The sequence below is a fragment of the Streptomyces sp. O3 genome, from assembly GCF_054788135.1.
On the sequence record NZ_JBTVYK010000024.1, the window covers coordinates 1 to 26,104 of the forward strand.

A 26,104-nucleotide genomic window follows, 5' to 3' on the forward strand; every position below is an offset into this window, starting at 1 on the left:
TACACACCGGCATACGCGCCGGCCGCGTCTGTTGTTTATACGCGCGCGGGCGTGCCGGGCGGCCACCGCGGCCGGGCCGCCCGCCGACTCGATCCGCTCCAGGCACGCGTCGAGCGCGAGCATCTCCAGCTGCGCCGGGGCGTGCGGCAGGGCCCGGCGGCCGCCGTCGATCCAGCGCTCCTTCCAGTCGAGGAGCGACAGGTACGAGCGGCGCGGGGCGCGCGGGTTGTCCGCGAACCGCTGCCAGGCGCGGTCGCTCACGGAGACCGCCGAGACGCCCGCGGGGCCGCCCATCGCCTTCTGCGCGCCGATCACACACAGGTCCACGCCCCAGGCGTCGACCAGCAGCGGTTCGGCGGCCACCGAGGCGACGGCGTCGACCATGAACAGCGCGCCGTGCGCCCGCACCGCCTTGCCGATCTCGGCGACCGGGTTGGTGTTGCCGGTCGCGGCCTCGGCGTGCACCAGGGAGACGAAGTCGATCTCCGGGTGCTCGGTGAGCGCGCGTTCGATCTGTTCCGCGGTCACCGCCGTGTGGAAGGGGACGGTCAGGTCCACGACCTGTGCGCCGCAGTCGCGCAGCCAGTCGCCGAAGGTCTGGCCGTACGGGCCGGTGACCACGTTGAGCGCGGTGGAGCCGGGGCGTGCGCCGGAGCGGATGCAGGCCTCCAGAGGCAGCAGCGCCTCACCTTGCATGATCACGACGTCCTGCTCGGTGTGCAGCAGTCGCGCCACCCGCCGCTCGATCGCGGCGAAGTGTGCGGCGGTCAGCGGGGGCAGGTTCAGGAGGGGGTGGGTCACGTGGTGCTCTCTGTTGGTGGGGTGGGGTGGGGTGGGGTGGGGTGTGTGGGGTGTGTGGGGTGGGGTGAGGTTGGCGGGTGAGTTGGCGGGTGGGTTTTGAGCGTATCCAGAGCGTTCTAGGCTGCCTTATATGAGCGATGGCGCGGTGCTGCGGGTGAAGGGGCGGGTGCTGGTCGGGCCCGATGACGTACGGGACGAGCTGTGGGTCATCGGCGGGAGGGTGTCGTACACCCGGCCCGTCGGGGCACGTGAGGTGCGCACCGTCGAGGGGTGGGCGCTGCCGGGCCTCGTCGACGCGCACTGCCATGTCGGTCTTGACGCCCATGGGCCGGTGGCCGCGGACGTCGCCGAGAAGCAGGCGCTCACCGATCGGGAGGCCGGGACGCTGCTGATCCGGGACGCCGGATCGCCGTCCGACACCCGCTGGATCGACGAGCGCGAGGACCTGCCGAAGATCATCCGTGCGGGGCGGCACATCGCTCGTACCCGGCGGTACATCCGGAACTACGCGCACGAGATCGAGCCGGATGAGCTGGTCGCGTATGTGGCGCGGGAGGCGCGGCGCGGGGACGGCTGGGTCAAACTCGTCGGGGACTGGCTCGACCGCGGGCTCGGCGACCTGTCGGCCTGCTGGCCGCGGGACGCGGTCCAGGCGGCGATCGCGGAGGCGCACCGGCTGGGTGCGCGGGTCACCGCGCACTGTTTCGCGGAGGACTCGCTGCGTGATCTCGTCGAGGCGGGGATCGACTGCGTCGAGCACGCCACCGGGCTCACCGAGGACACGATTCCGCTGTTCGCGGAGCGCGGGGTCGCGATCGTTCCGACCCTGGTGAACATCGCGACCTTTCCCAAGCTGGCCGAGAGCGGTGAGGGCAAGTTCCCCATCTGGGCCGATCACATGCGGCGGCTGTACGCGCGCCGGTATGACACGGTGCGGGCGGCGTACGACGCCGGGGTGCCGGTGTTCGTGGGGACCGACGCGGGGGGCTCGTTGGCGCATGGGCTGGCGGCGGCGGAGGTCGTGGAGCTGACGCGGGCGGGGATTGGGGCGGTCGCGGCGTTGTCCGCGGCGACGTGGGGGGCTCGGGCGTGGCTTGGGCGGGCGGGGCTTGAGGAGGGGGCGGCGGCGGACCTCGTGGTGTACGGGGAGGATCCGCGCGCGGATGTGCGGGTGCTGGCGGCGCCGCGGCGGGTGGTGCTGAACGGGGTGGTCGTCGGCTGAGCGCGCTGCCGTGGGGTGAGCGCGGGGCCCCGGCCCCGCGTGCGCGGCGGTGCGTGCGTTCTGTTCGTGGTGGGTCGGGGGTGGGGGGGGGGGTACGTGCTCACGGCGACTGGTTGCCCGGAAGCTGCGAACCGCGTGCTGCCCAGGTCACAGTCCCCGCTCCGCTCGCACCCCCCACCCCACCCCCTCACCTCCGTGAGCGGCTGTCCGTTTCCCCGTTGTGGGCATACGTTCCGCAGGGCGGAACGGGTGGGCACAACCCCCCGACCCGGTTAGCCGGTCCGACAGGGCCCGCAGGGCGACCCCCTCCCCGGAGGGGGGACACGGGGCAACCCGTGGTCAGCGTGCCCACTGCGGTGGGTGGGTGCAGAAGTGGCCGCCCAGGTGGGCGTGATCGGGGTTACCCGGATCAAGCTCCCCCTCCGCGGCCAACAGCTCCGCCGCATACGCCTCGGAGTCGTCCTGAGGGTCGTAGCCGAGGGCGCGCGCCGTGGACAGGTCCCACCAGAGTCGAGTGTTCGCGGATGAGCCGTAGACGACGGTGTGGCCGACATCCTCGGCCGTCAGGGCCGCGTGCAACAGCCGCGCGCAGTCGCCCGGACTCATCCACAGGGACAGCATCCGCACCGACGTCGGCTCCGGGAAGCAGGAGCCGATGCGCACCGACACGGTCTCCAGGCCGTGCTTGTCCCAGTAGAGCTGGGCCAGATCCTCGCCGAAGCACTTCGACAGGCCGTAGAACGTGTCGGGGCGGTGGCGTGTGCCGGTGCCGATGCGTGGGCCGGCGTCGTGCGGGCGGGGGGTGAAGCCCACCGCGTGGTTCGAGGACGCGAACACGACGCGCTGGACGCCTTCTTGGCGTGCGGCCTCGTAGAGGTGGAATGTGCCTTCGACGTTCGCCTTGAGGATGTCGGGGAACGGGGCTTCGAGCGAGATGCCCGCCAGGTGGATGATCGCGTCCACCCCGCGCACGGCGGCGCGCAGGGCCGCCTGGTCACCGAGGTCGGCGGTGATCGCGTCGGGCGCGTCCGGGATCGGGGCCGCGTCGAGCAGGCGCAGGTCGTAGCCGTACGCGGGCAGGAGCTCCCGCATCAGGGTGCCGAGGCCGCCGGCTGCGCCGGTGAGCAGGACGGTGCGGGGAGCGGGCAAGGTGCCTCCTCGGTGCGCAGGACTGGTTCGTTGACCTGCGGTGCAACGCCGCCCTAGCGTAAGCGCGTTCAGAGATGTAGACGCAGAATATATGCATGTACAGGAGTGTCTGTGAAGTCCTCGGTCTTTCTGTATCCCTGGGATGTCGTCGGCGACCCGGACGCCCCGCGCAGGCTCGCCGGGCTCGGCGTGGAACAGGTGACGCTCGCTTCGGCGTACCACTCCACGCGCGCGTTGACGCCGCGTCATCCGCGGCACCGGATCGTGACGGCGGAGTACGCCGCCGTGCTCTATCCGCCGGGCGAGCGCTGGGACGGCCGGCGGCTGAGGCCGTACGCGGCCGGGGACTGGGCTCCCGGTGACGCGTACGCCGAGGCGGCCGAAGCGCTGGCCGGTGCGGGGCTTGAGGTGCACTCCTGGGTGGTGCTCGCGCACAACTCCCGGCTGGGGGCGGAGCATCCGGATGTGTGCGTGGTCAACGCCTATGGCGATCGTTATGGGTGGGCGCCCTGTATCGCGCAGCCCGCTACGCGTGCGTACCTGGTCGAACTGGCGGCCGAGGCCGCGGTGCGGCCCGGTGCGCGCGGGACTGAGTTGGAGTCCTGTGGCTGGTACGGGTTCGCGCATCTGCACGCGCACGACAAGACCGGAGGGGGTGCGTTGGGGGATGCCGGTCAGTATTTGATGTCGTTGTGTTTTTGTGCTGTTTGCCGGGAGGGGTATGCGGGGGGTGGGTGTGATCCGGATGAGCTCGCGGGGTGGGTGCGGGCGGCGCTGGATGCGATGTGGGCGGGCGGGGACAGCGAGCGGTTTCCGGACGGTGACTGGGTTGACGTGACGCTCGGGTGGCGGGGGCGGGTCGCCCGTGAGGTGCAGGAGTCGGTGGTCGGTGCGGTGCGGGCCGCCGCCGCTGACGGCTTTCAGGTGCTGTTGCACGCTGATCCGGTCGGGTATCGCTGCGGCGCCAATGTCGGGGTTGATCCCGCGCATGTCCTCGATGTCGCGGATGGGGTGGTGGTGCCCTGTGCGGGTGAGGGGCTTGTGGCCTTTGGCGGGGGGAGTGCTGTGGTTGCCGCCAACCTCATGGTCGTCTCGGGGATGGGCGGGCGTCCGGAGCGGTTGGGTGAGGACGTCGCGCGGGCCGTTGACCTGGGGGCTACGGAACTGCGGCTGTATCACGCGGGGTTGGCGTCGGACGCCGACCTGGACGCGGTGCGGAAGTTCTTTTGTCAGAAGCATTGACGAAACATCGGGCCCCTCTTACCTTCATCGCGTCGTACTTCGTACGTCATATATGAGACGCGATATGTGAGATCTGAGGGAGCCCATGACCTCCGCGCCGACCCCGATCCCCTCCCGCACGCAGTATGTGCTCGAGGCGATCAAGCACCGCATCCTGACGGGGCAGTTGTCTCCGGGGCAGGCACTGGTCGAGTCGGAGCTGGCCGCGCAGTTCGGGGTGTCCAAGACGCCCGTGCGCGAGGCGCTGAAGACCCTCGCCGGGACCGGGCTCGTGATGATGAGTCAGTACAAGGGCGTCACCGTGCGCATGGTCGACGCGACCATGGCCCGCGAGGTATACGACGTGCGGCTGCTGCTCGAACCGGAGGCGCTGCGCCGCAGTGTGCGGCGCGGCGCCTCGCTCGACGTGGCGCGCGAGGCGCTGGAGCGCTCGGACTCCGCCGCCGACGCGGCCGAACGCTCCCTGGCCAACCGGGAGTTCCACCGCGCGCTGTATCTGCCGTGCGGGAACCCGCTGCTGTCCAAGATGCTCGACGAGGTGCGCGACCAGGCCGCCCTGGTGTCCGCCGTCGCATGGTCCGAGACCCCCTCCTGGGAGCGCGAGGCCGCCGAGCACCGGGAGATTCTGCGCCTGGCGCTGGCCGGGGACTCCGACGCCGCGGCCCTGGCCCTGCACACCCATATCGCGTCCTTCGTCGCACGCGCCTTCCCGGAAGAGGATGAGCAGGCATGACCAACCCCGCTCCGCACCCGGAGCAGTTCGCCGCGCAGCGCGCCGCGCTCGCGGATGTGGTGGCGATCCCCGTCACCCCGTACACCGAGGACGGCGCCATCGACCAGGACGCCCACCGAGTCCTGGTGCGACGTCTCATCGACGGTGGTGTGCGCACCCTGACGCCGAACGGCAATACCGGTGAGTTCTACACGCTGACACCCGACGAGCGCCGTGCCGTGGTGGAGTTGACCGCCGACGAGGCCGGTGGCGAGGCGGTGATCCTGGGCGGGGTCGGGCATGACGTGCCGACCGCCGTCGAGGCCGCGCTGCACGCCCAGCGGTATGGCGCCACCATGGTGATGGTGCATCAGCCCGTGCACCCGTACGTCTCCCAGCACGGCTGGCTGGACTACCACCGGGCGATCGCGGACGCTGTGCCTGCGGTCGGTGTCGTTCCGTATGTGCGCAACCCGCAGTTGAGCGGGGAGCGGCTCGCCGAGCTGGGGGAGGCGTGCCCGAACGTCATCGGCGCCAAGTACGCCGTACCGGACGCGGCGCGGTTCGCGGCCTTCAGCCGGGACGCGGGGCTTGACCGGTTCGTCTGGGTCGCGGGGCTCGCCGAGTTGTACGCGCCCTCCTACTTCGCTGGCGGGGCTACCGGGTTCACCTCCGGGCTTGTCAATGTCGCGCCGGGCCTCTCGCTCGGCATGCTGGACGCCCTGCGGGCGGGGGACTACCCGGCCGCGATGAAGGTGTGGGAGCGGATTCGCCGGTTGGAGGATCTGCGCGCCGCTGACAGTTCGGCCAACAATGTGTCGGTTGTCAAGGAGGCGTTGTACGCCCTCGGGCTGTGCCGCCGTGAGGTGCGTTCCCCCGCCACGCCGCTGCCCGAAGACCAGCGCGCCGAAGTCGCGGCCATCGTCAAGGGGTGGGATATATGAGGACCCCGGAGCAGTTGCGCAGCCACCAGTGGTACGGCTCCGAGATCTCCTCCGGGTTGCGCAGCTTCAGCCACCGCGCCCGCACCCGCCAGCTCGGCTACCTCCCCGAGGAACACCTCGGCAAGCCGGTCATCGCCGTACTCAACACCTGGTCCGACATCAACCCCTGCCATGCGCACCTGCGGGACCGGGCCCAGGCCGTCAAGCGGGGCGTCTGGCAGGCCGGGGGATTCCCGCTGGAGTTCCCGGTGTCGACGCTCAGCGAGACCTTCCAGAAGCCGACGCCGATGCTGTACCGCAACCTCCTCGCCATGGAGACCGAGGAGCTGCTGCGCTCCTATCCGGTGGACGGGGCGGTGCTGCTCGGTGGCTGCGACAAGTCGACTCCCGCGTTGTTGATGGGCGCCGCGTCCGCTGACCTGCCCACCGTGTTCGTTCCGGCCGGGCCCATGCTTCCCGGACACTGGCGGGGGGAGGTGCTGGGTTCCGGTACGGACATGTGGAAGTACTGGGACGACAAGCGGGCCGGGCTCGTCGGGGACTGCGAACTGTCCGAGCTGGAGGCCGGTCTCGCCAGGTCGCCGGGCCACTGCATGACCATGGGCACGGCGTCCACACTGACCGCGGCCGCCGAGGCGCTCGGCGTCACCGTGCCCGGCGCGTCCTCGATCCCCGCCGTCGACTCCGGGCACGAACGGATGGCGGCCGCGTCCGGACGCCGGATCGTGGACCTCGTATGGCAGGACCTGACACTGGGGCGGGTGCTCACACGGGAGGCCTTCGAGGACGCGGTCACCGCCGTGCTCGGGCTTGGCGGGTCCACCAACGCGGTCATTCATCTGATCGCGATGGCCGGGCGCGCCGGAGTCTCGCTGACCCTGGACGACTTCGACCGGATCGCCCGTACGGTGCCCGTGCTGGCCAACGTCCGGCCGGGCGGCGGCCCGTACCTCATGGAGGACTTCCACTTCGCCGGCGGGCTGCCCGGATTCCTGTCCCGGATCCGCGATCTGCTGCACCTGGACCGGCCCACCGTCAACGGGAGCCTCGGCGAGCAGCTGGCACCGGCTCTCGTGCACGACGACGACGTGATCCGCACCCGTGACAACCCCGTCGCCGACGAGGGCGGCCTCGCCGTACTGCGCGGCAACCTCTGCCCGGACGGCGCGGTGATCAAGCACATCGCCACGGATGGGCAGCTGCTCGAACATACCGGGCCCGCCGTCGTGTTCGACGACTACCGGACCCTGCAGCGCACCATCGACGACCCGGCCCTCGGCATCACCGCCGACAGCGTCCTGGTGCTGCGCGGCGCGGGCCCCAAGGGCGGGCCCGGCATGCCCGAGTACGGCATGCTGCCCATCCCCGATTACCTGCTCAAGCAGGGCGTACGGGACATGGTGCGGATCTCCGACGCCCGGATGAGCGGCACCAGTTACGGCACCTGCGTCCTGCATGTGGCGCCCGAGTCCCATGTCGGCGGGCCGCTCGCGCTGGTGCGCACCGGCGACCCGATCACCCTCGACGTCGCCGCCCGGACGCTGCACCTCGGGGTGGACGACGCGGAGCTGGCGCGGCGCCGGGCCGCGTGGACCGCGCCCGCCGAGCGCTACGAGCGCGGCTACGGCGCCCTCTACCACGAGCAGATCACCCAGGCCGACACCGGCTGTGACTTCGCCTTCCTGGCCAGGCCGGGCAGCGTCCCGGAACCGTACGCGGGCTGACACCCCCCCCGCCCGGCCGGGTGGCCTCCCGTATGCACGAGATATCGAACGGTGTCCGCGAAGCGCTTCACCGCCGCCAGACCCTGAGAACGGAGAACTGTCATGGCCCAGGACACAGCCGTGGCGCCACCGGACCGCAGACCGCCACCCGGCCGGAAACCCACCCCGCGCCGCACGGGGAACGCGACCCCCCGCAAGCTGCCCTACCTGCTGATCGCGCCCGCCGGGCTGCTGATGCTCGGCTTCATCGCCTACCCGGTCGGCAGCGTCTTCTACTACAGCCTGCAGCACTACAACCCCACCAAGCCCTGGCGCGACGGCTTCGCGGGCTTCGACAACTACGTCCGCGCCTTCACCGAAGACCCCGACTTCTGGCGCACCCTCACCTTCAGCTTCCAGTGGGTTGTCACCGAGGTCAGCCTGCAGTTGCTGTTCGGTCTCGTGCTCGCCCTGATCGTCAACCAGACCTTCATCGGCCGCGGCGTCGCCCGCGCCCTGGTCTTCTCACCGTGGGCCGTCTCCGGCGTCCTCACCTCGACGATCTGGCTGCTGCTCTACAACTCCCAGACCGGCCTGACCCGTTACCTCGCCGAGCTGGGCGCGGGCGAGCACGGCACGTCCTGGCTGTCCGACACCGCCACCGTCTTCCCGGCCGTCGTGGTCGCCGAACTCTGGCGCGGTGTCCCGTTCTTCGCCATCCTCATCCTCGCCGACCTGCAGTCCATCCCGAAGGACCTGTACGAGGCGGCCGAGGTCGACGGGGCCAGCCGGTTCCAGCAGTTCTTCCACATCACCCTGCCGCACCTCAAGGACGCGATCATCCTCGCCACCCTGCTGCGCGCGGTGTGGGAGTTCAACAACGTCGACCTCCTCTACACCCTCACCGGCGGCGGGCCCGCGGGCGAGACCACCACACTGCCGCTGCGCATCGCGGGCATCGCGGTGGACTCCCACGACTTCGGCTACGCCTCCGCCCTGACCACCGTCGCGTTCGTGATCCTCCTGTTCTGCTCGATCGTCTATCTGCGGCTGAGCAAGTTCGGAGGGGAGGACAAGTGATCACCTCCGAGAAAGCACCGGAAGCCTCCCGAGCGACCGCCGAGGACCCCGCTGTGGCGGACACCGCCACAGCGGCACCGTCCGACGCTCCGGGCGGGCCCGGCACCCGGCGACCGCGCCGCGAGAGGCGCGCCTGGGACGAGGTCCCGCGCTGGCAGCTGTATGTGCCGCTGAGCCTGTATCTGCTGTTCACGCTCGTGCCCTTCTACTGGATGCTGCTGTTCGCGCTGCGCCCGGCGGGCTCCTCGTCCCTGGTGCCCTGGCCGATCACGTTCGAGCACTTCGACAAGGTGTGGACCGAGCGGTCCTTCGGACTGTTCTTCCAGAACAGCCTGATCGTCGGCGTCGCCTCGCTGCTGATGACCACACTCGTCGCCCTCGCGGGCGGCTACGCGCTGGCCCGCTTCAACTTCCGTATCAAGCGCGGCTTCATGCTGGCGCTGCTGTGCTCGCAGTTCATCCCCGGCGCGCTGATGCTGGTGCCGCTGTTCCAGATCTTCGCCGAACTCCAGATGATCAACTCGCTGGCCAGCGTCGTCATCGCCGAGACCGTCTTCCAGCTGCCGCTGTCGATGATCCTCATCAGCGGCTTCATCAAGAACGTGCCCTACTCGCTGGAAGAGGCCGCCTGGGTCGACGGGTGCTCCCGCTTCAGGGCCTTCTGCGCGGTGGTGCTGCCACTGCTGCGGCCCGGCCTGATCGCGGTCGGCTCCTTCGCCTTCGTGCACAGCTGGAACCACTTCCTGTTCGCCCTGATGTTCCTCAGCGACCAGGACAAGCAGACCATCCCGGTCGGCCTCAACACCCTGATGGGCGCGGACAGCGTCGACCTGGGCGCGCTCGCCGCGGGCGGTGTCATCGCCGCCGTCCCGGTCGTCATCGTCTTCGCCTTCATCCAGAAGTTCCTGATCACCGGGTTCAGCGCCGGGGCGGTGAAGGGATGAGCGCCACCGCCGAACCGCTGCCCGTCGTCCTCGCGGGCGCGCGCGGCCACGGCCGCTCCCACCTGGAGAACCTGCGCAGGCTGGAGCGCGCCGGGCGGGTCAGGCTCGCCGGAATCTGTGAGCTGACCCCGCTGGAACCCGCCGAACTCGCCGGATTCACCGGACTCGGTGCGCCGGAGCAGTCGGCCGACCTCGACGCGCTGCTGCGCTCCACCGGCGCCGCCGTCGCCGTGATCTGTACGCCGATCCAGACCCACGCCGACCTCGCGCTGACCGCCGCCCGGCACGGAGCCCACCTGCTGCTGGAGAAGCCGCCCGCGCCGTCGGAAGCCGAGTTCCGGCGGATGGCGGACGGGGTCGCGGCGGCCGGGGCGCGCTGCCAGATCGGCTTCCAGTCGCTCGGCTCGCACGCCCTGCCCGCGATCCGCGACCTCATCGCCTCCGGCGCCGTCGGAGACCTGGTCGGGGTCGGCGGGGCCGGAGCCTGGGTACGCGACGAGGCGTACTACCGGCGCGCCCCCTGGGCCGGACGCCGCCGCCTGGGCGGCACCGACGTGGTGGACGGCGTACTCACCAACCCGCTGGCCCACGCCGTCGCCACCGGGCTCGCCCTGAACGGCACCACGCGGGCCGCCGACGTCACCGGCGTCACGGCCGAACTGTTCCGCGCCAACGCCATCGAGTCCGACGACACCTCCTGCGTACGCGTCCACGGCGCGCACGGCACCGACGTCACCGTCACCGCCACGCTGTGCGCCGCCGAGCACACCGCGCCGTACGTCATCGCGCACGGCACCCGCGGCCGGATCACCTTCTGGTACACGGAGGACCGGGTGCTGCTCCAGCGCGCGGGCCACGGGCCGGAGGAGATCACGTACGGGCGCACCGATCTGCTGGAGAACCTCGTCGACCACCTCGCGGGGCGTGCCGAACTCCTGGTCCCGGCCGAGGCGACGGGCGCGTTCATGCGGGTCGTCGAAGCGGTCCGGCGGGCGCCCGACCCCCGGCCGCTGCCCGCCGACGCCTGGCGGCGGATACCGGGCGAGGGGGCCGGTCGCCGGGTCGTGCACGGCGTCGACGCCCTGGTGGCGGCCGGCGCCGAGACCCGCTCGCTCTACTCCGAACTGGACGCCCCCTGGGCCCGCACCCGCACCACTCAGGAGGCCTGCTGATGACACCTGACACGACCGGCGCACCTGACGCGCTGGACCTGCGCCTCGGCGGGCGGGTCGTCGGCCGCTGCGTCTACCGGCCGACCCTCGATCGCGATCACTCGCCGCGCCCGTATCTGCACCCGGTCACCACGCTCGGCGGCGTCTCGGTGACCGAGCTGATGCCCGACGACCACCCGCACCACCTGGGGGCCGGTGTGGCGGTGCCCGACGTGGCGGGCCGCAACTTCTGGGGCGGCCGCACCTTCGTCCGCGACCGGGGGCCGGTCGCCCTCGACAACCACGGGGCCCAGCAGCACGAAGGCTTTCCCCTGCGGGACCCGAACGGTTTCGTGGAGGAGCTGTCCTGGACGGCCGACGGCACCCGGCTGCTGCGTGAGCGGCGTACCGTCACCGCCCGCGAACTCACCGGCCAGGCCTGGGCGCTGGACTTCTCCTTCGCGCTCGGCAACGCGACGGACGGCCCGCTGACCCTCGGCAGCCCGGCCACCAACGGCCGGCCCGGCGCGGCCTACGGCGGCTTCTTCTGGCGCGCGCCCAGGGAGAAGGAGACGCCCGCCGTGTTCACGGCGCGCACCGAGGGGGAGAGCGCGGTACACGAGTCCACCGCCGACTGGGTCGCGCTCGCCGGGGACGGCTGGACCCTGGTCTTCGCCGGGGGAGACGAACCGACCCGCCGCGACCCCTGGTTCGTGCGCGCCGCCGAATACCCCGGCGTCGGCTCCTCGCTCGCCCACGAGCGCCGTACGACGATCGAGGCGGGCGGCGCCCTCACCCGGCGGATCGTCACGGTCGTCGCGGACGGCCGCCTGGACCGCGACCAGGCGGCGGCGTACATACGGCGGGCGGTGAGCGAGGAGTGAGCCGCCCCTGGACCGCGGACCTCGGGGACGGGACCTACCGCAACCCCGTCCTGCACGCCGACTGGTCCGACCCCGACGTGCTGCGCGTCGGCGAGGACTACTACCTGACGGCCTCCAGCTTCGGCCGCGCGCCCGGACTGCCGCTGCTGCACTCCCGCGACCTCGTCAACTGGACCCTGATCGGGCACGCCCTCGAACGCCTCGTCCCTGAAGAGGAGTTCGCCGAGCCCCGGCACGACCGGGGGGTGTGGGCGCCGTCCCTGCGGCACCACGCCGGCCGCTTCTGGATCTTCTGGGGCGACCCCGACCACGGCGTCTACCAGGTCAACGCCCCCGCGGCCGACGGCCCGTGGAGCAGCCCGCACCTGGTCAAGCCGGGAAAGGGGCTGATCGACCCGTGCCCCCTGTGGGACGAGGAGAGCGGCGTGGCCTACCTCGTGCACGCCTGGGCCAAGTCGCGGTCCGGGGTGAAGAACCGGCTCACCGGCCACCGGATGAGCCCGGACGGACGCGGGCTCCTCGACGAGGGCCGGACGGTCGTCGACGGCGACCGCATACCGGGCTGGTTCACGCTGGAGGGCCCCAAGCTCTACCGGCACGACGGCTACTTCTGGATCTTCGCCCCGGCCGGGGGAGTGGAGACCGGCTGGCAAGGCGCCCTGCGCGCGCGGGAGTTCTTCGGCCCGTACGAGGCGCGGGTGGTGCTGCGCCAGGGCGCCACGCCGGTCAACGGACCCCACCAGGGCGGCTGGGTGCGCACCACGGAGGGCGAGGACTGGTTTCTGCACTTCCAGGCGCGCGGCGCGTACGGGAGGGTCGTCCATCTCCAGCCGATGCACTGGGCGAAGGACGAGGACGAGGACGAGGACGAGAACGGGGGTGGGGGCGGGGGCGGCTGGCCGGTGCTCGGTGACGCGGGCGAGCCCGTCGCCGTACACCCCAAGCCGCGGCTGCCCCGGCAGCCGGTCGCGGCGCCCGTCACCGACGACGACTTCCCCGGCGGCCGGTACGGGCCGCAGTGGCAGTGGACCGCGAACCCACGGCCCGGCTGGACCGCCGGGCACGCCGGGGACGGGCTGCGGCTGGCCTGCCTGCCCTCCGCCGACGCGCACGACCTGCGGCGGCTGCCGAACGTGCTGACGCAGCGGCCGCCCGCCGAGCGGTTCACGGTGCAGGTCGGCGTCCGGCTGGACGGCGCGGCGGCGGACGCCAGGGCGGGGCTCGCCGTACTCGGCGACGCGTTCGGCTGGATCGGGCTCCAGCGGGCCGCCGACGGGTCCGTACGGCTGGTCCACCGGTTCGCCGAGGCCGGCGCGGAGCGGGAGCGCGACGCGGCCGTCGGGCGGCCCGCGCCGGACGGCTCGGCCCGGCTCCGGATCGAGGTCGCCGAGGGCGCGCGCTGCCGCTTCAGCGCGGACATCGGCAGCGGCTGGACGCCGTCCGGGGAGGTCTTCGCCGCCACGCCGTGGCGCTGGGTCGGCGCTCTGCTGGGCCTGTTCGCCGCCGCGCCGCCCGGCGCGGACCCCTTACCGCCGGGAGAGGCCCCCGCCTCATCCGCCACTTTCACGCACTTCCGGATCACACCGATGGGTCACCACCCGACACAGGGAGAAAAGAGCCGACCATGACGATCTTCCACAGCGGCAGACGGCGCCGTGCCTCCGCCGCGCTCTGCCTGACCACCGCCCTGGCCCTGACCGCCGCCTGCGGCGAGGGCAGCGGCGGCGCCGCGGGCGACAAGGGCGACGAGGGCTCGGGCAAGGGCGAGATCACCTTCTGGGACAACAACGGCGGTGTCCGCACCGAGATCTGGAAGGAGATCATCGAGGACTTCGAGTCCGAGCACCCCGACATCAAGGTCAAGTACGTTCCGGTCGCCTCGACCGAGGTGCAGTCCAAGTACGACACCTCGATCCAGGGCGGTGGGCTGCCCGACGTCGGCGGCGTCGGCGCGGCCATGCTCGCCGGGATCGCCGCGCAGGGGGCCCTGGAGCCCCTGGACGACCGGATCAAGGGCAGCGCCCTGGAAGGCAAGCTGAACGAGGGGATGCTGGAGTCCGTCCGGAACGCGGGCGGCCGGGACCAGACGTTCACCGTGCCGACCTCCGCCAACAACGGCGTCCTGTACTACCGCACGGACCTGTTCGACAAGGCCGGTCTGGAGGAGCCCGCCACCTGGTCGGCGTTCTACGAGGCCGCCGAGAAGCTGACGTCCAAGGGCGACAACGAGTTCGGCTACACCATCCGCGGCGGCGCGGGCTCCATCGCCCAGGCGCTGGACGCGATCTACGGCCAGTCCGGGATCACCTCGTTCTGGGACGAGTCCGGGAAGAAGACCACGCTCAACGACCCGAAGAACGTGGCGGCGCTGGAGAAGTACGTCGGCCTCTACAAGAAGGCCACCCCCGAGGCCGACCTCAACAACGACTTCACCAAGATGGTCGCCCAGTGGGACAGCGGCCAGATCGGCATGCTCAACCACAACCTGGGCTCGTACCAGGACCACGCCAAGGCGCTCGGCACCGACAAGTTCCGCGGCATCCCGCTGCCCACCATGGACGACGGCACGCGGGTGCAGGTGTCCAACCCGGTCGACGGGCTCGGCCTGTTCAAGTCCAGCAAGAACAAGGCCGCGGCCTGGAAGTTCATCGAGTTCGCCGCCTCGCACGAGTCCAACAGCAAGTGGAACGAGTCGGCGGGCGCCATCCCCGCCCACAAGGACGCCGCGCAGGACGCGTGGATCGAGAAGGCCGAGCCCACCAAGCTCGCCGCCGCCGCGCTGAACGACGGCAGCACGAAGATCGTCCAGTTGCCGTACTACCTGCCGGACTGGAACACCATCTCCAAGTCCGAGAACGAGCCCGCCTTCCAGAAGGTGATGCTCGGCAAGCAGTCCGCGAAGGACTTCCTGGACAGCCTCGCCAAGCAGATCAACGCGGGCCAGGCCGAGTGGAAGGAGCAGCAGCAGTGACCCACACCGCCTCCCGCAGGCAGGTCGTCGCGGCGCTCGCGGGCCTTCCGCTCGCGCTCGCCGCGGCCCCGGCCGCCCTCGCGGACTCCCGTCCCGCCGACACCCACTCCAAGGAGAGGCGCTGCCGGATGCGCACCCTGTTCATCGCGGGCGACTCCACCGCGGCCCAGAAGTACGCCGCCGCGGCGCCCGAGACCGGCTGGGGCATGGCCCTCCCGTTCTTCCTGCACAAGAACCTGACGGTCGCCAACCACGCGGTGAACGGCCGCAGTTCAAAGAGCTTCATCGACGAGGGCCGCCTCGCCCCGATCCTGGACGCGATCACTCCGGGCGATCTGCTGCTCGTCCAGTTCGGCCACAACGACTCCAAGAGCGCGGACCCGGACCGCTACACCGAGCCCTGGACCACTTACCAGGACCACCTGCGCCAGTACCTGGACGGCGCGCGCTCGCGCGGCGCGCGGCCGGTGCTGCTCACCTCCGTGGAGCGCAGGCGGTTCGACTCCGACGGCAACGCCAGGTCGTCCCACGGCGACTACCCGGCGGCGATGCGGGCCCTCGCCGACCAGGAAGGCGTCGCACTGCTCGACATCCAGGCGCTGTCCCTCGCGCTCTGGCAGAAGCTCGGCGTCGAGGAGACCAAGCGGTACTTCAACTGGACGGAGACGGAGCAGGACAACACCCACTTCAACCCGCCGGGCGCGATCGCCGTCGCCCGCATGGTCGCGGACGGGCTGGTCGAGCGGCGGGTGCTCGCCCACCGGGACGTACGACGGCTGGACGACGAGATCCCGGAGTCCTGGATCACCTGGCCGCGGTCGTAGAACCCCCCACCATCAGGAGCCAGAAGGAGCCGCAATGCACGTCAGTAAGTGTCATGTACGCGTCGTATCGCTGATCGGGTGCGCCTCGCTCGCCCTCGGCGCGCTGGCCGCCGCCCCCGCCCAGGCGAAGCCCCGGCAGGACCCCGCCCGCCAGGTGCTCGCCGACGGCGACGGCTGGGCCTCCGCGGGAACCGGCACCACGGGCGGCGCCGCCGCCGACGCCCACCACGTCTACACGGTCACCACCTGGGCCGAGTTCAAGGCCGCCCTGGCCGCGGGCGGCGACGCGCCGAGCATCGTCAAGGTGGTCGGCACCCTGGACGCCACGGACACCGGGTCCGCGTCCGGCTGCGCCGCGTTCGAGGCGGACGGCTACGACTTCGACCGGTACCTCGCCGACTACGACCCCGAGACCTGGGGCTACGAGAACCCCGTCAGCGGCGAACAGGAGGACCTGCGCGCCGAGTCGGCCGCCAACCAGAGCGCGGCGATCAAGGCGTTCATCCCCTCCAACACCACTGTCGTCGGGGTCGGCAAGAAGGCGGGCATCACCGGCGCCAGCCTGCAGATCAAGGGCGTCGACAACGTCATCGTGCGCAACCTCCACGTCGAGAGCGCACTGGACTGCTTCCCCCAGTGGGATCCCACCGACGGCTCGAAGGGCGCCTGGAACTCCGAGTACGACGGAGTGGTCGTGTACGGCTCCACCCATGTCTGGCTCGACCACAACACGTTCAGCGACGGCCGCTACCCCGACAGCGCGGCCCCCAGGTACTACGGCCAGCTCTACCAGCAGCACGACGGCCTGATCGACATCGTGCGCGGCGCCGACCTGGTCACCGTGTCCTGGAACGTGCTCAAGGACCACGACAAGACCATGTTGATCGGCAACAGCACCAAGGCCGGTGACACGGACCGCGGCAAGCTGCGCGTCACCCTGCACCACAACCTGTTCCAGGATCTCAACGAGCGGGCCCCGCGCGTCCGCTTCGGCCAGGTCGACTCGTACAACAACCACTTCGTCGCCACCGAGGGCAGCGTCTACGGCTACACCTACGGCATCGGCCTGGAGTCGCAACTCGTCGCCGAGCACAACGCCTTCACGCTCGCCGGTCATGTCGACCCCGCGCGGATCCTGAAGCGGTGGAAGGAGTCCCCGCTCACCGCCGAGAACAACTACGTCAACGGCGTGAAAACCGATCTGATCGCCGTGCACAACGCGGGCGTGCCCGACGAGCGACTGCCCGAGGGCGCGGGCTGGACGCCCGAACTGCGCACCCAGGTCGACCATCCCGCCTGCCTGCCGAAGAAGATCCGCAAGGGCGCCGGCGCGGGACGGCTCAAGTGACCGGCCCGCACCCCCGCCACCCCGCTGAGGGAAGGAGCCGTACCGTGCACCCCGCACACCCCCGGCTGACCCGCCGCTCGCTGCTCGCCGCGGGCAGCGGCGCCGCGCTCGCCCTGGGCCTGGCGGCGCCCGCCCGCGCCGACGAAGGCCGCGGCCGCTGCACCCCGGCCCGCCCCTTCGGACGGTACGGGTCGCCCGCCGCCCGCCGCGACGCGCTGACCCGGTACGTACACCCGGACGGACGCGGTGACTTCCGTACCGTCCAGGCCGCCGTCGACGCCGTGAGCGGCGCCGGATTCACCCTGGTCGTCGCCCCCGGCAGCTACCGCGAGACGGTCAGCGTCCCCACCTCGCGGCAGGACCTCACACTGATCGGCGCCAGCGAGGACCCGCGCGACACCGTCATCGTGTACGACAACGCCGCGGGCACCCAGCGGCCCGACGGCTCCGGCGTCTACGGCACCACCGGATCGGCCACCGCCACCGTGCGGCCGGACGGGTTCACCGCGCGCTGGATCACCTTCGCCAACGACTGGCTGCGCGCGGACCACCCGGACATCACCCACACCCAGGCCGTCGCCATCAAGGTGATGGGGGACCGCTCGGCGTTCCACCACTGCCGGTTCCTCGGGCACCAGGACACGCTGTACGCCGACACCCGCCATATGTCCCTCGTCGCCCGCCAGTACTTCGCGCACTGCTACGTCGAGGGCGACGTGGACTTCGTGTTCGGCCGGGCCACCGCCGTGTTCGAGCACTGCCGCTTCCACACCCTGGACCGGGACGTCGACTTCACGCCCAAGGGCATGGTCTTCGCCCCGTCCACCGCGCGCGCCACGCCCTACGGCTTCCTGGCGCTGCGGTGCCGTATCACCTCCGGCGCGCCGGACGGCGCGTACAAGCTGGCCCGGCCCTGGGTGCCGTCGTCCGCCCCGACCGCCTGGCCGTCGCTGGTCGTACGGGACTCGCGGCTGGACGCGGGCACCGACGCGGTCGCGCCCTACACCAACATGCGTGACGCGTATCCGTGGCAGGAGCAGCGCTTCGCCGAGTACGCCAACAAGGGGCCCGGCGCGGAGATCTCGGTACCCGCGAACCGCCCGCAGCTGTCCGACGCGGCGGCACGTGAACACACCAGGGGGAGGTATCTCGGCGACTGGCGGCCGCACTGGCGGAGTTGACAGACCGTGACATCTGAGCGCGGCGGCTCGTTGAACGTCAACGCTGCGCTCCGGTGCGTCAACCGGCGCGTTCGGGTCACGTCAGCGGTTCGAGTGAGAGAAGTGACCTGAAGCGCCGACTGAATCGAATGCCAGGCCGGAAACTCCTCGAAGGAGTGAACTCACGCCAGGTCGCTGTCAGTTCACCCTCTGTGCGTAAGGATTCCCCCATCGACGCCGTCGGCGCCCGCGCTGTCCCAGCGGGCGCCGACCGGCGCGACTTCTGTCGAAAGTCACTTGTGGGGGTTCCACCATCTTGAACAGCAACACCTTCCGCATGCCCGCACGCCGTCTCGCCGCCACCGCGGCCGCGACGGCCCTGGCCGCAGGTCCCGCGGCCCTCGCTGGCGCCGTACCCGCCCACGCCACGGGCGACGGCGGCGGCACGGCGAGCGCGGTCGTCCTCCGCGCCGGGCTCGATGTCGGCCTGCTCAACAAGACCGTCCACGTTCCGCTCAAGGCCTCGCTCAACGAGGTACAGGCACCGCGGAGCGCCGAGAAGACCGCGCTGACGGTGCGTCTCGACGGCGTCGAGGGGGGCCGCCCGATCAGCGTGCTGCGCGCCGACGTCGCCACCGCCAAGGCCACCGTGGACCGCGAGAAGGCCGAAGGCGTCACCCGCCTCGCCGGGGCCACGGTGCATGTGCCGGGGCTGCCCCTGCTCTCGCTGATCGAGATCGAGCAGGTCACGTCGAAGGCCGTCTGCGCGGCGGGCGAACAGCCGGTCGCCGAGTCCAACCTGCTGGGCGCGGTGACCGTCCTGGGCAAGAAGGTCACCCTCAGCGCGGGCGGCCCGACCCAGGTGAAGGCGCCCGGCGTGGGAGAGGTCACGCTCGACCTGTCCAAGACCCGCACCACATCCCGTACGGCCGCCGCCTCAGCGCTTGAGCTGAAGGTCTCGGTGAACCCGCTGAACCTGAACGTCGCCGAGGTGGAGGGCGTCGTCACCCTGGCGGGCGCCACCTGCGAGTCGCCCGCCGCGCCGGAGAAGAAGGCCGCGCCGGAGAAGAAACCAGAGTCGGAGCGGGACGACGCCGAGCCCGCTGCCGCCAGCGACGCGCGGCCGCAGTCGGCCCCCGCGCCCGCCGTCGAGAAGCAGAACCTCGCCGCGACCGGCGGCAGTTCCAGTACGCCCTACATCGCGGGCGGCGCGGTCACCCTGCTGCTCGCCGGAGTCCTGTTCGCGGCCCGAGGCCGCCGCCGCACCTGAGGCGCGTGCCTGACGCCAGGGCCTGATGCCCAGGGCCAGGGCCTGGCGGCCATGCCAGGCCCTGGCGTCCAGGATCGGGATTCGACAGCCTGAGCCAGGCCCGGCATGACCCGTCAGGGCAGGGTCCCGGCGCGGGCCCGTCAGGGGGCGGAGAGCTGGGCCAGCGCTCGGGCCAGGGCCCGGAGGAACCCGTCGGTCGTCGGCCGGTCGCGTACGGCGATGCGCAGCCAGTCAGGGCCGAGACCGGGGAACGTGTCCCCGCGCCGGACCGCGAAGCCCAGCGCGCGCAGCCGCTCCCGCACCTCGGCGGCCCGGTCCAGGCGCACCAGGACGAACGGCCCCGCCGCCGGGCCCGCCGTACGCACCTGAGCGAACTCCGCGAGCCCGGCCAGCAGATGAGCCCGGTCGGCGGCGATCGCCACCGCCGCGTCCGCCGCTTCGGCGAGCGCCCGCGGGGTCACACACGCCTCGGCCGCCGCCAACGCGGGCGAGGACACCGGCCACAGGGGCTGAGCGCGCTCCAGCGCGACGACCGTCTCCTCGTCGGCCAGTACGTAGCCGATCCGCAGCCCCGCCAGACCCCAGGTCTTGGTGAGGCTGCGCAGCACCACGAGGCCCGGCACGTCGACGCGTCCGGCCAGCGCCTCGGCCTCGCCCGGCACCGCGTCCATGAAGGCCTCGTCGACCACCAGCGTCCGTCCGGGACGGGCCAGTCCGGCGAGGAGACCGGCCGGGTGCAGCACGGACGTCGGGTTGGTCGGATTGCCGATCACGACCAGGTCGGCGGCGTCCGGCACGGCCGCCGGATCGAGCCGGAACCCGTCCGCCGCGTCGAGCAGCACCCGAGACACCGTGTGCCCGGCGTCCCGCAACGCCGCCTCCGGCTCGGTGAACTGCGGGTGCACCACCACCGGATGACGCGGCGTCAGGGCGCGGGCGAGCAGCACGAACGCCTCCGCCGCGCCCGAGGTCAGCAGCACCCGCCCCACCGGCAGCCCGTGCCGGGCCGCCACCGCGGCCCGCGCCGCCCGGCCGTCCGGGTAGGCCGCGAGCCCGGCCAGCGACGCGGCGATGCGCTCGCGCAGCCAGCCGGGCGGCGTGCCCTCGCGTACGTTGACCGCGAGATCCGTCAGATCCCCGCCCCGCACCTCGGCGTCGCCGTGGTGCCGCAGGTCGTGGGCGGCCGCGGAGCCGGTGTCAGTGGGCGTGCGCATGATCGCCGTGATGGTGCCCGTGCCCATGGCCGTGGCCGTGCCCGTGGTGGTGGCCGTCGTCGTCCGGGTGGAAGTGCGGCTGCTGCGGCAGCCCCACCTTGTCCTCGAAGCCGGGCAGCGCGATGCGGTAGACGCAGGAGTCGCAGTTGATCCGCAGATCGCCCTTGACCGCCTCCTCGTAGCGCTCCATGACCAGATCGAGCAGCTCCTCCTCGGGCCCGATCACGTCCGCCGAGCGGACCTCGACGTCCGGGTGCGCGGCCGCCCACTCCTCGGTCTGCCGCCGCACCCGGTCCGGCAGGATGCCGGTGAACAGGAAATACGGCAGAACGACCACGCGCCGCGCGCCGAGCTTCGCGCACCGGTCGAGACCGCTGGGCACGTCGGGCGCCGCGAGCGACACGAACGCGGTCTCCACGCCCGCGTACCCGCGCCCCTCCCACAGCAGCCGCGCCGCCTTGTGCACCTCGGAGTTGGCGTCCGGGTCCGTGGAGCCCCGGCCCACCAGGAGCACCGTCACATCGGAGCGGTCGGTGCCCCCCAGCGCCTCGTCCAGGCGCCGCTCCAGCACCTTGAGCAGAGCGGGGTGCGGGCCCAGCGGCCGCCCATACGTGTACGAGATCCCCGGATGCCGCTCCTTCTCGCGGGCCAGCGCCGCCGGGATGTCGCCCTTGGCGTGCCCGGCGGACACCAGCATCAGCGGCACCGCGGCGAAACGCCTGACGCCCTGCTCGACCAGTTCGGTGACGGCCTCGCCGAGCGGCGGCGGCGACAGCTCGATGAAGCCGCCCGCCACGGGCAGACCGGGGTTGCGCTGGCCCAGCTCGCGGACGAAGTCACGGAAGGCCTCGGCCCCCGCGTCGTCTCGGGTGCCATGGCCCGCGATGAGCAGGGCGGGGCGGTCACGGCCGGTGACGGTCACTGGTTCTCCTCGAACTGCGCAGCCGGAGACTGCGGATGGGTTGACTCGGGGTGGTACAGCAGGGCGTTGAGCGCGGCCGCGGCGACCGCGGACCCGCCCTTCTCGGACACGTTGCTGACGGCGGGCAGCCCGCTCTCGCGCAGCGCCGCCTTGGATTCCGTCGCGCCGACGAACCCGACCGGAAGGCCGATCACCAGCGCGGGCGCGGCGTCCAGCGTGAGCAGCTCCTCCAGCGCGGTCGGCGCACAGCCGATCACCCACAGCGCGCCGGGGCCGACCTCTTCGTACGCCAGCCGGACCGCGTGCGCCGAACGGGTCAGCCCAGGACCCGACTCGGCCTCCTTGAGGCGGCACACGGTGTCCCGGCGGGTGATGCCCGCCGCGACCATCTCCACGTCCACCACCACCGGGGCGCCCGCGTGCAGCGCCCGGTGGGCGCCGCGCAGCGCGTCCTCGTCGGTGACGAGATCGGTGGCGTACTCCAGGTCGGCGGCGGAGTGGATGACCCGCTCCACGACCGCGCGGGTCAGCGGCGGGAAGCGCGAGGTGTCCAGGCGGGCCCGGAGCCTGCGGAACGACTCCTGCTCGATGGGGTGCACGATCCGGTTCACTGGGCCGCCTCCGCACGCTCACAACCCTGCCAGCGGTAGCCGCGCGGCGTCACCATCCGGCCCGCGATCTCGCGCGTCGCCGTGTTGCCGACCGTCACCACCGTCATCATGTCCACCGTCGCCGGGTCCAGAACGCCGAGCGTGCTCAGCCGCGCGCTCTCGTCGGGGCGCGAGGCGTTGCGTACGACACCGACCGGCGTGCCGGGCCGCCGGTGCTCGGCGAGGATCGACAGGGCCTTCGGCAGCTGCCAGTCACGGCCGCGGCTGCGCGGGTTGTAGAACGTCACCACGAGATCCGACTCGGCCGCGGCCCGCACCCGGCGCTCGATGACCTCCCACGGCGTGTGCAGATCGGACAGGCTGATCGACACATGGTCGTGCCCGAGCGGTGCGCCGAGGATCGCGCCCGCGGCGAGCGCGGCCGTCACACCGGGCACACCCACCACGTCGATGGCGTCGCTCGCCTCGGCGAGCGCGGGCGAGGCCATCGCGTACACGCCCGCGTCCCCGCTGCCGATCAGCGCCACCGCCTGGCCCTTCCCGGCCTCGGCGACGGCGGTGCGGGCCCGCTCCTCCTCGGCGCCGAGCCCCGACTCGATGACGCGGACGCCCGGCCGCAGCAGGTCCCGGATCTGGTCCACGTACTGGTCGAGTCCGACCAGCACCGAGGCCCGCCGCAGCTCGGCGAGCGCGCGCGGCGTCAGCAGGTCGCGGGCGCCGGGGCCGAGCCCGACCACCGCGAGACGGCCGCGCGGGGCGCGCCGCACCACGGCGCAGGTGGCCATCGCGGCCCGCCCCTCGGGGCTCGACTTCCGCTTCGGGAGCAGGAGTTCACCGCCGCCGACGAGCGCGGCGGCCTCCGCGACCGACGGGGTTCCGACGGCGGCCAGCGGCGCGTCGGACGGGTTCGGCACGGCGACGCGGGCCAGCTCGTCGGCCGGATACGACACGAGCGGAACCCCCAACTCCGCCGCCGCCGCGACGAGCCCCGGCTCGTCGGCCTTGGCGTCGACGGTCGCGAGCGCGCTCACGGACAGCGGCGACAGCCCCGCCTCGGCGAGGGCGTCGCGCACCAGCGCGGTGATCTCGCCGACCGGCGCGCCCTTGCTGGCGCCGACCCCGACCACCAGCGACGCGGGCCGCAGCAGCACCGTACGCGCACCGGCCTCGACCACCCGATCGGTCACCCGCACACGCGCCGAGCCCGTCTCGCTCGTGCCCGCGCCGGTACCGGGCACCCCGGCCCCAGGCGCGCCGCCCCCCGACACGGCAGGCCGCCGCACCACGTTCGGCGGCAACGCGGGCAGCGGGCACGGCACTTCGAGGTCCAGCGCGACAGGCTCGCCGTCCAGCATCGCGCGGGTCACCGCGGCCACGGCCCCCTCGACCGGCAGCCCCAGCGTGTCGAGCCCCGGCACGTTCACCGCGTCGGTGGCCGTGGTCACCACCGGCGTCGCGCCCAGCGCCCCGGCCACCTCGTACGCCAGCGCGTTCGCGCCGCCCGCGTGCCCGCCGAGCAGGGCGACCGCGTACCGGCCCGCCTCGTCGACGCACACCACACCGGGGTCGGACTCCTTGTCCGCCAGAAGCGGGGCGACCAGCCGCACCGCGGCGCCCGTGGCGAGGAAGCACACCACCCGCTCACACTCGGCAAAGGCCCGCCCCACGGCCTCCCGAACAGGGCCGTCGTACACCCGGACCCGCGAGGGCCACGCCGCGGCCAGCCGCGCGGCATGCGCCGCGCCCGCCGCCGTGGCAGAGATCAGGCCGATCACTTGACTACTCCTTCAGATCCTTCAGACACGTCAGAAGACACCTCGGCTGAGGGGCCCTCAGCCGAGGGGCGGTCGCCCCACAGCAGGAACACCGGATTGGCCGCCGCGAGCCGCGACACATCCCCCGGCAGCGGCGCGAGCCGGGACGACTGCAACAGCACCCCGTCACAGGCGAACCCGGCCTCACCCAGCGCCGCGCGCACCGCGGGCACCCGGTCGAGCGCCGCCAGCGCCACCACCACCGTCCGGCGCGCCCGGCGCGCGCAGGCCCGCACGATGGCGGGCAGCTCGCGCCCCCCGCCGCCGACGAACACCGCGTCCGGGTCCGCGAGCCCGGACAGCGCCGCGGGCGCGGCCCCGTGCACGGCCCGTACGTCGACCCCGTGCGCGGCGGCGTTGGCGCGCACCCGCGCGACCCCGTCCGCGCTCTTCTCCACCGCGACCACGGCCGCGCCGAACCGCGCGCACTCCACGGCCACGGAACCGGACCCGGCCCCGACGTCCCACACCAGATCACCGAGGCGCGGCCCGATCCTGGCCAGCGCCAGCGCCCGCACCTCGAATTTGGTGATCATCGAGTCACGGTGCGCGAACGCGGTCTCGGGCAGCGCCCACCGCTCCGGCGCGGGCCCCGGCCCGGCGACCGTACGCACCGGCGACAGCGCCCGCGACACGTCCAGGCACAGCACCACACTCACCGTGCCGCCCCAGTCACGGGCGGCGGCCTCGGCGGGCGTCACCCGCTCCACGCGCTCGCGCTCCGGATCTCCGAGCGCCGTGGCGACGACCAGGGTCCGGTCGTCGGCGTGGTGCGCCAGCTCCGCGCCGAGCTCCGCGGGCCCCGCGCCCGGTCCGGTGAGCACCGCGACCTTCGGGCGCGCCCGGCACACGTTCACGGCCGTCCGCAGCTCCCGCCCGTGCGCGCTCACCACGACGGCGTCGTCCCAGGGCAGCCCGGCCCTGGCGAACGCCGCCGCCACCGACGACACCCCCGGCCACACCCGCAGCGCAGCGGACCCGAAGCGCTCGCACAGCGCCCGCACGACCCCGAAGAAACCGGGGTCACCGGAGGCCAGGACCACCACGCGCGCGTGGCCGCCGCCCGGAGCGGCTGCCCGCTGCGCCGTATGCGCGGCGATCGCGTCGAACGCGGGCGCCAGCGGCCCCAGCACGACACGCTCCACGCGCGCGTGGAGACCGGCCGCGTCCAGATGCCGCCGCCCGCCCACGACCAGCGTGGCCGCGTCCAGCGCCGCACGGGCCGGGGCGCCGAGCGGCGCCCCGGTCGTCCCCGCGCCGATCACGTCGATCACGTCAGGCCGTCCGCGTCCGTGCGCGTGCCGCCCGCGGCGCTCTGGGCGCGCAGCGCACGCCGCGCCTGCGGGTCGGCCCTGCGGAACCCGTGGAAGTGCCCAGGGTGGTACAGATGCGAGCGGGTGCCGGACGCCGAGAGCGCCGGGCCCACCAGAAAGAGCGTGTGCTTCCAGAGCTTGTGCTCCTTGACCGTCTCCTCCAGCGTGCCGATCGTGCAGTGCACGATGAGCTCCTCGGGCCAGGTCGCCTGGTACGCGACGACCACCGGCGTCGACGTCGGATAGCCGCCCTCCAGAAGCTCACGGGTCAGCTGCCCGGAGCGCGCCGCGGACAGGAACAGCGCCATCGTGGTGCCGTGCCGGGCGAACTCCCGCACCTCCTCACCGGGCGGCATCGGCGTCTTGCCGCCGCCGAGCCGGGTCAGGATCACCGACTGCGCGACCTCGGGAATCGTCAGCTCGCGCCCGGCCAGCGCGGCGACCGCCGAGAACGCCGACACACCGGGCACCACCTCGGTCTCGACACCCAGCTCGGCACACCGGTCGAGCTGCTCCTGGGTGCCGCCCCACAGGGCCGGGTCACCGGAGTGGACCCGCGCCACCCGCAGGCACTCGCGCCGGGCACGCTCGTACACCGCGACCACGTCCTCCAGGGACATGGTCGCCGAGTCCAGGATCTCGGCGCCCTCGCGCGCGTGTTCAAGCACTTCGGCCTGCACCAGGCTGGCCGCCCAGATCACGACGTCCGCCTCCGCGATGGCGCGCGCGGCGCGGAAGGTCAGCAGATCGGCGGCGCCGGGACCGGCGCCGACGAAGGTCACCTTGCCGACGGACGATGTGGGGGCCATGGATAGGGGTCCTCTC

General features: G+C 72.6%; 23 protein-coding genes. 15 read left to right on the forward strand and 8 right to left on the reverse strand.

Annotation, left to right across the window (positions count from 1 at the left end; translation table 11 throughout):
* Nucleotides 1–801, reverse strand: an 801-nt coding sequence (locus tag ACX6XY_RS14050; RefSeq protein WP_460329971.1) for a pyridoxal-phosphate-dependent aminotransferase family protein, incomplete at its 3' end; no start/stop codon positions are given.
* Nucleotides 802–931: 130 nt separating this feature from the next.
* On the opposite strand from ACX6XY_RS14050, the gene ACX6XY_RS14055 reads away from it, so the two are divergent.
* Entirely contained in the window at nt 932–2,023 is a 1,092-nt protein-coding gene (locus ACX6XY_RS14055) for an amidohydrolase family protein (protein WP_460329973.1), read from the forward strand.
* Between the two features lie 339 nt (nt 2,024–2,362).
* On the opposite strand, the gene ACX6XY_RS14060 is transcribed toward ACX6XY_RS14055, so the two are convergent.
* Entirely contained in the window at nt 2,363–3,172 is an 810-nt protein-coding gene (locus ACX6XY_RS14060) for an NAD-dependent epimerase/dehydratase family protein (protein ID WP_460329975.1), read from the reverse strand.
* 111 nt (nt 3,173–3,283) lie between these two features.
* On the opposite strand from ACX6XY_RS14060, the gene ACX6XY_RS14065 reads away from it, so the two are divergent.
* The 14 genes from ACX6XY_RS14065 to ACX6XY_RS14130 all read left to right on the forward strand — a co-directional run bounded on the left by ACX6XY_RS14065 (nt 3,284) and on the right by ACX6XY_RS14130 (nt 19,405).
* Nucleotides 3,284–4,414, forward strand: a complete 1,131-nt coding sequence (locus ACX6XY_RS14065) for a hypothetical protein (RefSeq protein ID WP_460329976.1) — start codon at nt 3,284–3,286, stop codon at nt 4,412–4,414.
* A gap of 85 nt (nt 4,415–4,499) precedes the next feature.
* Nucleotides 4,500–5,147, forward strand: a complete 648-nt coding sequence (locus ACX6XY_RS14070; protein ID WP_460329978.1) for a GntR family transcriptional regulator — start codon at nt 4,500–4,502, stop codon at nt 5,145–5,147.
* On the forward strand, nt 5,144–6,070 hold the full coding sequence (locus ACX6XY_RS14075) for a dihydrodipicolinate synthase family protein (protein ID WP_460329980.1): 927 nt from the start codon (nt 5,144–5,146) through the stop codon (nt 6,068–6,070). The genes ACX6XY_RS14070 and ACX6XY_RS14075 overlap by 4 nt, the downstream gene beginning before the upstream one ends.
* Nucleotides 6,067–7,794, forward strand: coding sequence for an L-arabinonate dehydratase (araD, locus tag ACX6XY_RS14080; protein WP_460329982.1), 1,728 nt, complete (start codon nt 6,067–6,069; stop codon nt 7,792–7,794). Before ACX6XY_RS14075 ends, araD begins: the two co-directional genes overlap by 4 nt.
* A 102-nt stretch (nt 7,795–7,896) precedes the next feature.
* A complete protein-coding gene (locus tag ACX6XY_RS14085) occupies nt 7,897–8,853 on the forward strand; it encodes a carbohydrate ABC transporter permease (protein ID WP_460329984.1) in 957 nt (318 codons plus the stop codon).
* A gap of 53 nt (nt 8,854–8,906) precedes the next feature.
* The gene (locus ACX6XY_RS14090) at nt 8,907–9,797 is read left to right on the forward strand and encodes a carbohydrate ABC transporter permease (protein WP_460330144.1); all 891 of its coding nucleotides are present in this window, start codon (nt 8,907–8,909) and stop codon (nt 9,795–9,797) included.
* Complete coding sequence (locus ACX6XY_RS14095) at nt 9,794–10,969, forward strand: Gfo/Idh/MocA family protein (protein ID WP_460329985.1); 1,176 nt, start codon at nt 9,794–9,796, stop codon at nt 10,967–10,969. The genes ACX6XY_RS14090 and ACX6XY_RS14095 overlap by 4 nt, the downstream gene beginning before the upstream one ends.
* Nucleotides 10,969–11,832, forward strand: a complete 864-nt coding sequence (locus tag ACX6XY_RS14100) for a DUF6807 domain-containing protein (protein WP_460329987.1) — start codon at nt 10,969–10,971, stop codon at nt 11,830–11,832. Before ACX6XY_RS14095 ends, ACX6XY_RS14100 begins: the two co-directional genes overlap by 1 nt.
* Complete coding sequence (locus ACX6XY_RS14105; protein WP_460329989.1) at nt 11,829–13,460, forward strand: glycoside hydrolase family 43 protein; 1,632 nt, start codon at nt 11,829–11,831, stop codon at nt 13,458–13,460. The genes ACX6XY_RS14100 and ACX6XY_RS14105 overlap by 4 nt, the downstream gene beginning before the upstream one ends.
* Nucleotides 13,457–14,803 (forward strand): ABC transporter substrate-binding protein, encoded by a 1,347-nt coding sequence (locus ACX6XY_RS14110; protein ID WP_460329991.1) that lies wholly within the window; start codon nt 13,457–13,459, stop codon nt 14,801–14,803. The genes ACX6XY_RS14105 and ACX6XY_RS14110 overlap by 4 nt, the downstream gene beginning before the upstream one ends.
* Nucleotides 14,800–15,627, forward strand: coding sequence for a rhamnogalacturonan acetylesterase (locus ACX6XY_RS14115; protein ID WP_460329993.1), 828 nt, complete (start codon nt 14,800–14,802; stop codon nt 15,625–15,627). Before ACX6XY_RS14110 ends, ACX6XY_RS14115 begins: the two co-directional genes overlap by 4 nt.
* Before the next feature lie 34 nt (nt 15,628–15,661).
* On the forward strand, nt 15,662–16,975 hold the full coding sequence (locus tag ACX6XY_RS14120) for a pectate lyase family protein (RefSeq protein WP_460329995.1): 1,314 nt from the start codon (nt 15,662–15,664) through the stop codon (nt 16,973–16,975).
* Nucleotides 16,976–17,019: 44 nt separating this feature from the next.
* Nucleotides 17,020–18,156 (forward strand): pectinesterase family protein, encoded by a 1,137-nt coding sequence (locus tag ACX6XY_RS14125; RefSeq protein ID WP_460329997.1) that lies wholly within the window; start codon nt 17,020–17,022, stop codon nt 18,154–18,156.
* Nucleotides 18,157–18,451: 295 nt separating this feature from the next.
* Nucleotides 18,452–19,405 carry an SCO1860 family LAETG-anchored protein gene (locus ACX6XY_RS14130; protein ID WP_460329999.1) on the forward strand — a complete coding sequence of 318 codons (954 nt, stop codon included), beginning with the start codon at nt 18,452–18,454 and terminating at the stop codon, nt 19,403–19,405.
* A gap of 140 nt (nt 19,406–19,545) precedes the next feature.
* Here the strand turns inward: ACX6XY_RS14130 and cobC are convergent, their stop codons facing one another.
* From cobC to cobM, 6 genes are read right to left on the reverse strand one after another with little or no spacing between them, the layout of a single operon-like run.
* Nucleotides 19,546–20,619, reverse strand: a complete 1,074-nt coding sequence (gene cobC, locus ACX6XY_RS14135; RefSeq protein ID WP_460330001.1) for an Rv2231c family pyridoxal phosphate-dependent protein CobC — start codon at nt 20,617–20,619, stop codon at nt 19,546–19,548.
* Complete coding sequence (locus tag ACX6XY_RS14140; RefSeq protein ID WP_460330003.1) at nt 20,603–21,541, reverse strand: sirohydrochlorin chelatase; 939 nt, start codon at nt 21,539–21,541, stop codon at nt 20,603–20,605. Before ACX6XY_RS14140 ends, cobC begins: the two co-directional genes overlap by 17 nt.
* Nucleotides 21,538–22,152: a precorrin-8X methylmutase gene (locus ACX6XY_RS14145; protein ID WP_460330005.1), complete on the reverse strand. Its 615-nt coding sequence runs from the start codon at nt 22,150–22,152 to the stop codon at nt 21,538–21,540. Before ACX6XY_RS14145 ends, ACX6XY_RS14140 begins: the two co-directional genes overlap by 4 nt.
* Nucleotides 22,149–23,927, reverse strand: coding sequence for a precorrin-3B C(17)-methyltransferase (cobJ, locus tag ACX6XY_RS14150; RefSeq protein ID WP_460330007.1), 1,779 nt, complete (start codon nt 23,925–23,927; stop codon nt 22,149–22,151). Before cobJ ends, ACX6XY_RS14145 begins: the two co-directional genes overlap by 4 nt.
* Complete coding sequence (gene cbiE / locus ACX6XY_RS14155) at nt 23,924–25,240, reverse strand: precorrin-6y C5,15-methyltransferase (decarboxylating) subunit CbiE (RefSeq protein ID WP_460330009.1); 1,317 nt, start codon at nt 25,238–25,240, stop codon at nt 23,924–23,926. The genes cobJ and cbiE overlap by 4 nt, the downstream gene beginning before the upstream one ends.
* On the reverse strand, nt 25,237–26,088 hold the full coding sequence (gene cobM / locus ACX6XY_RS14160) for a precorrin-4 C(11)-methyltransferase (protein ID WP_460330011.1): 852 nt from the start codon (nt 26,086–26,088) through the stop codon (nt 25,237–25,239). The genes cbiE and cobM overlap by 4 nt, the downstream gene beginning before the upstream one ends.
* Nucleotides 26,089–26,104: the final 16 nt, after the last annotated feature.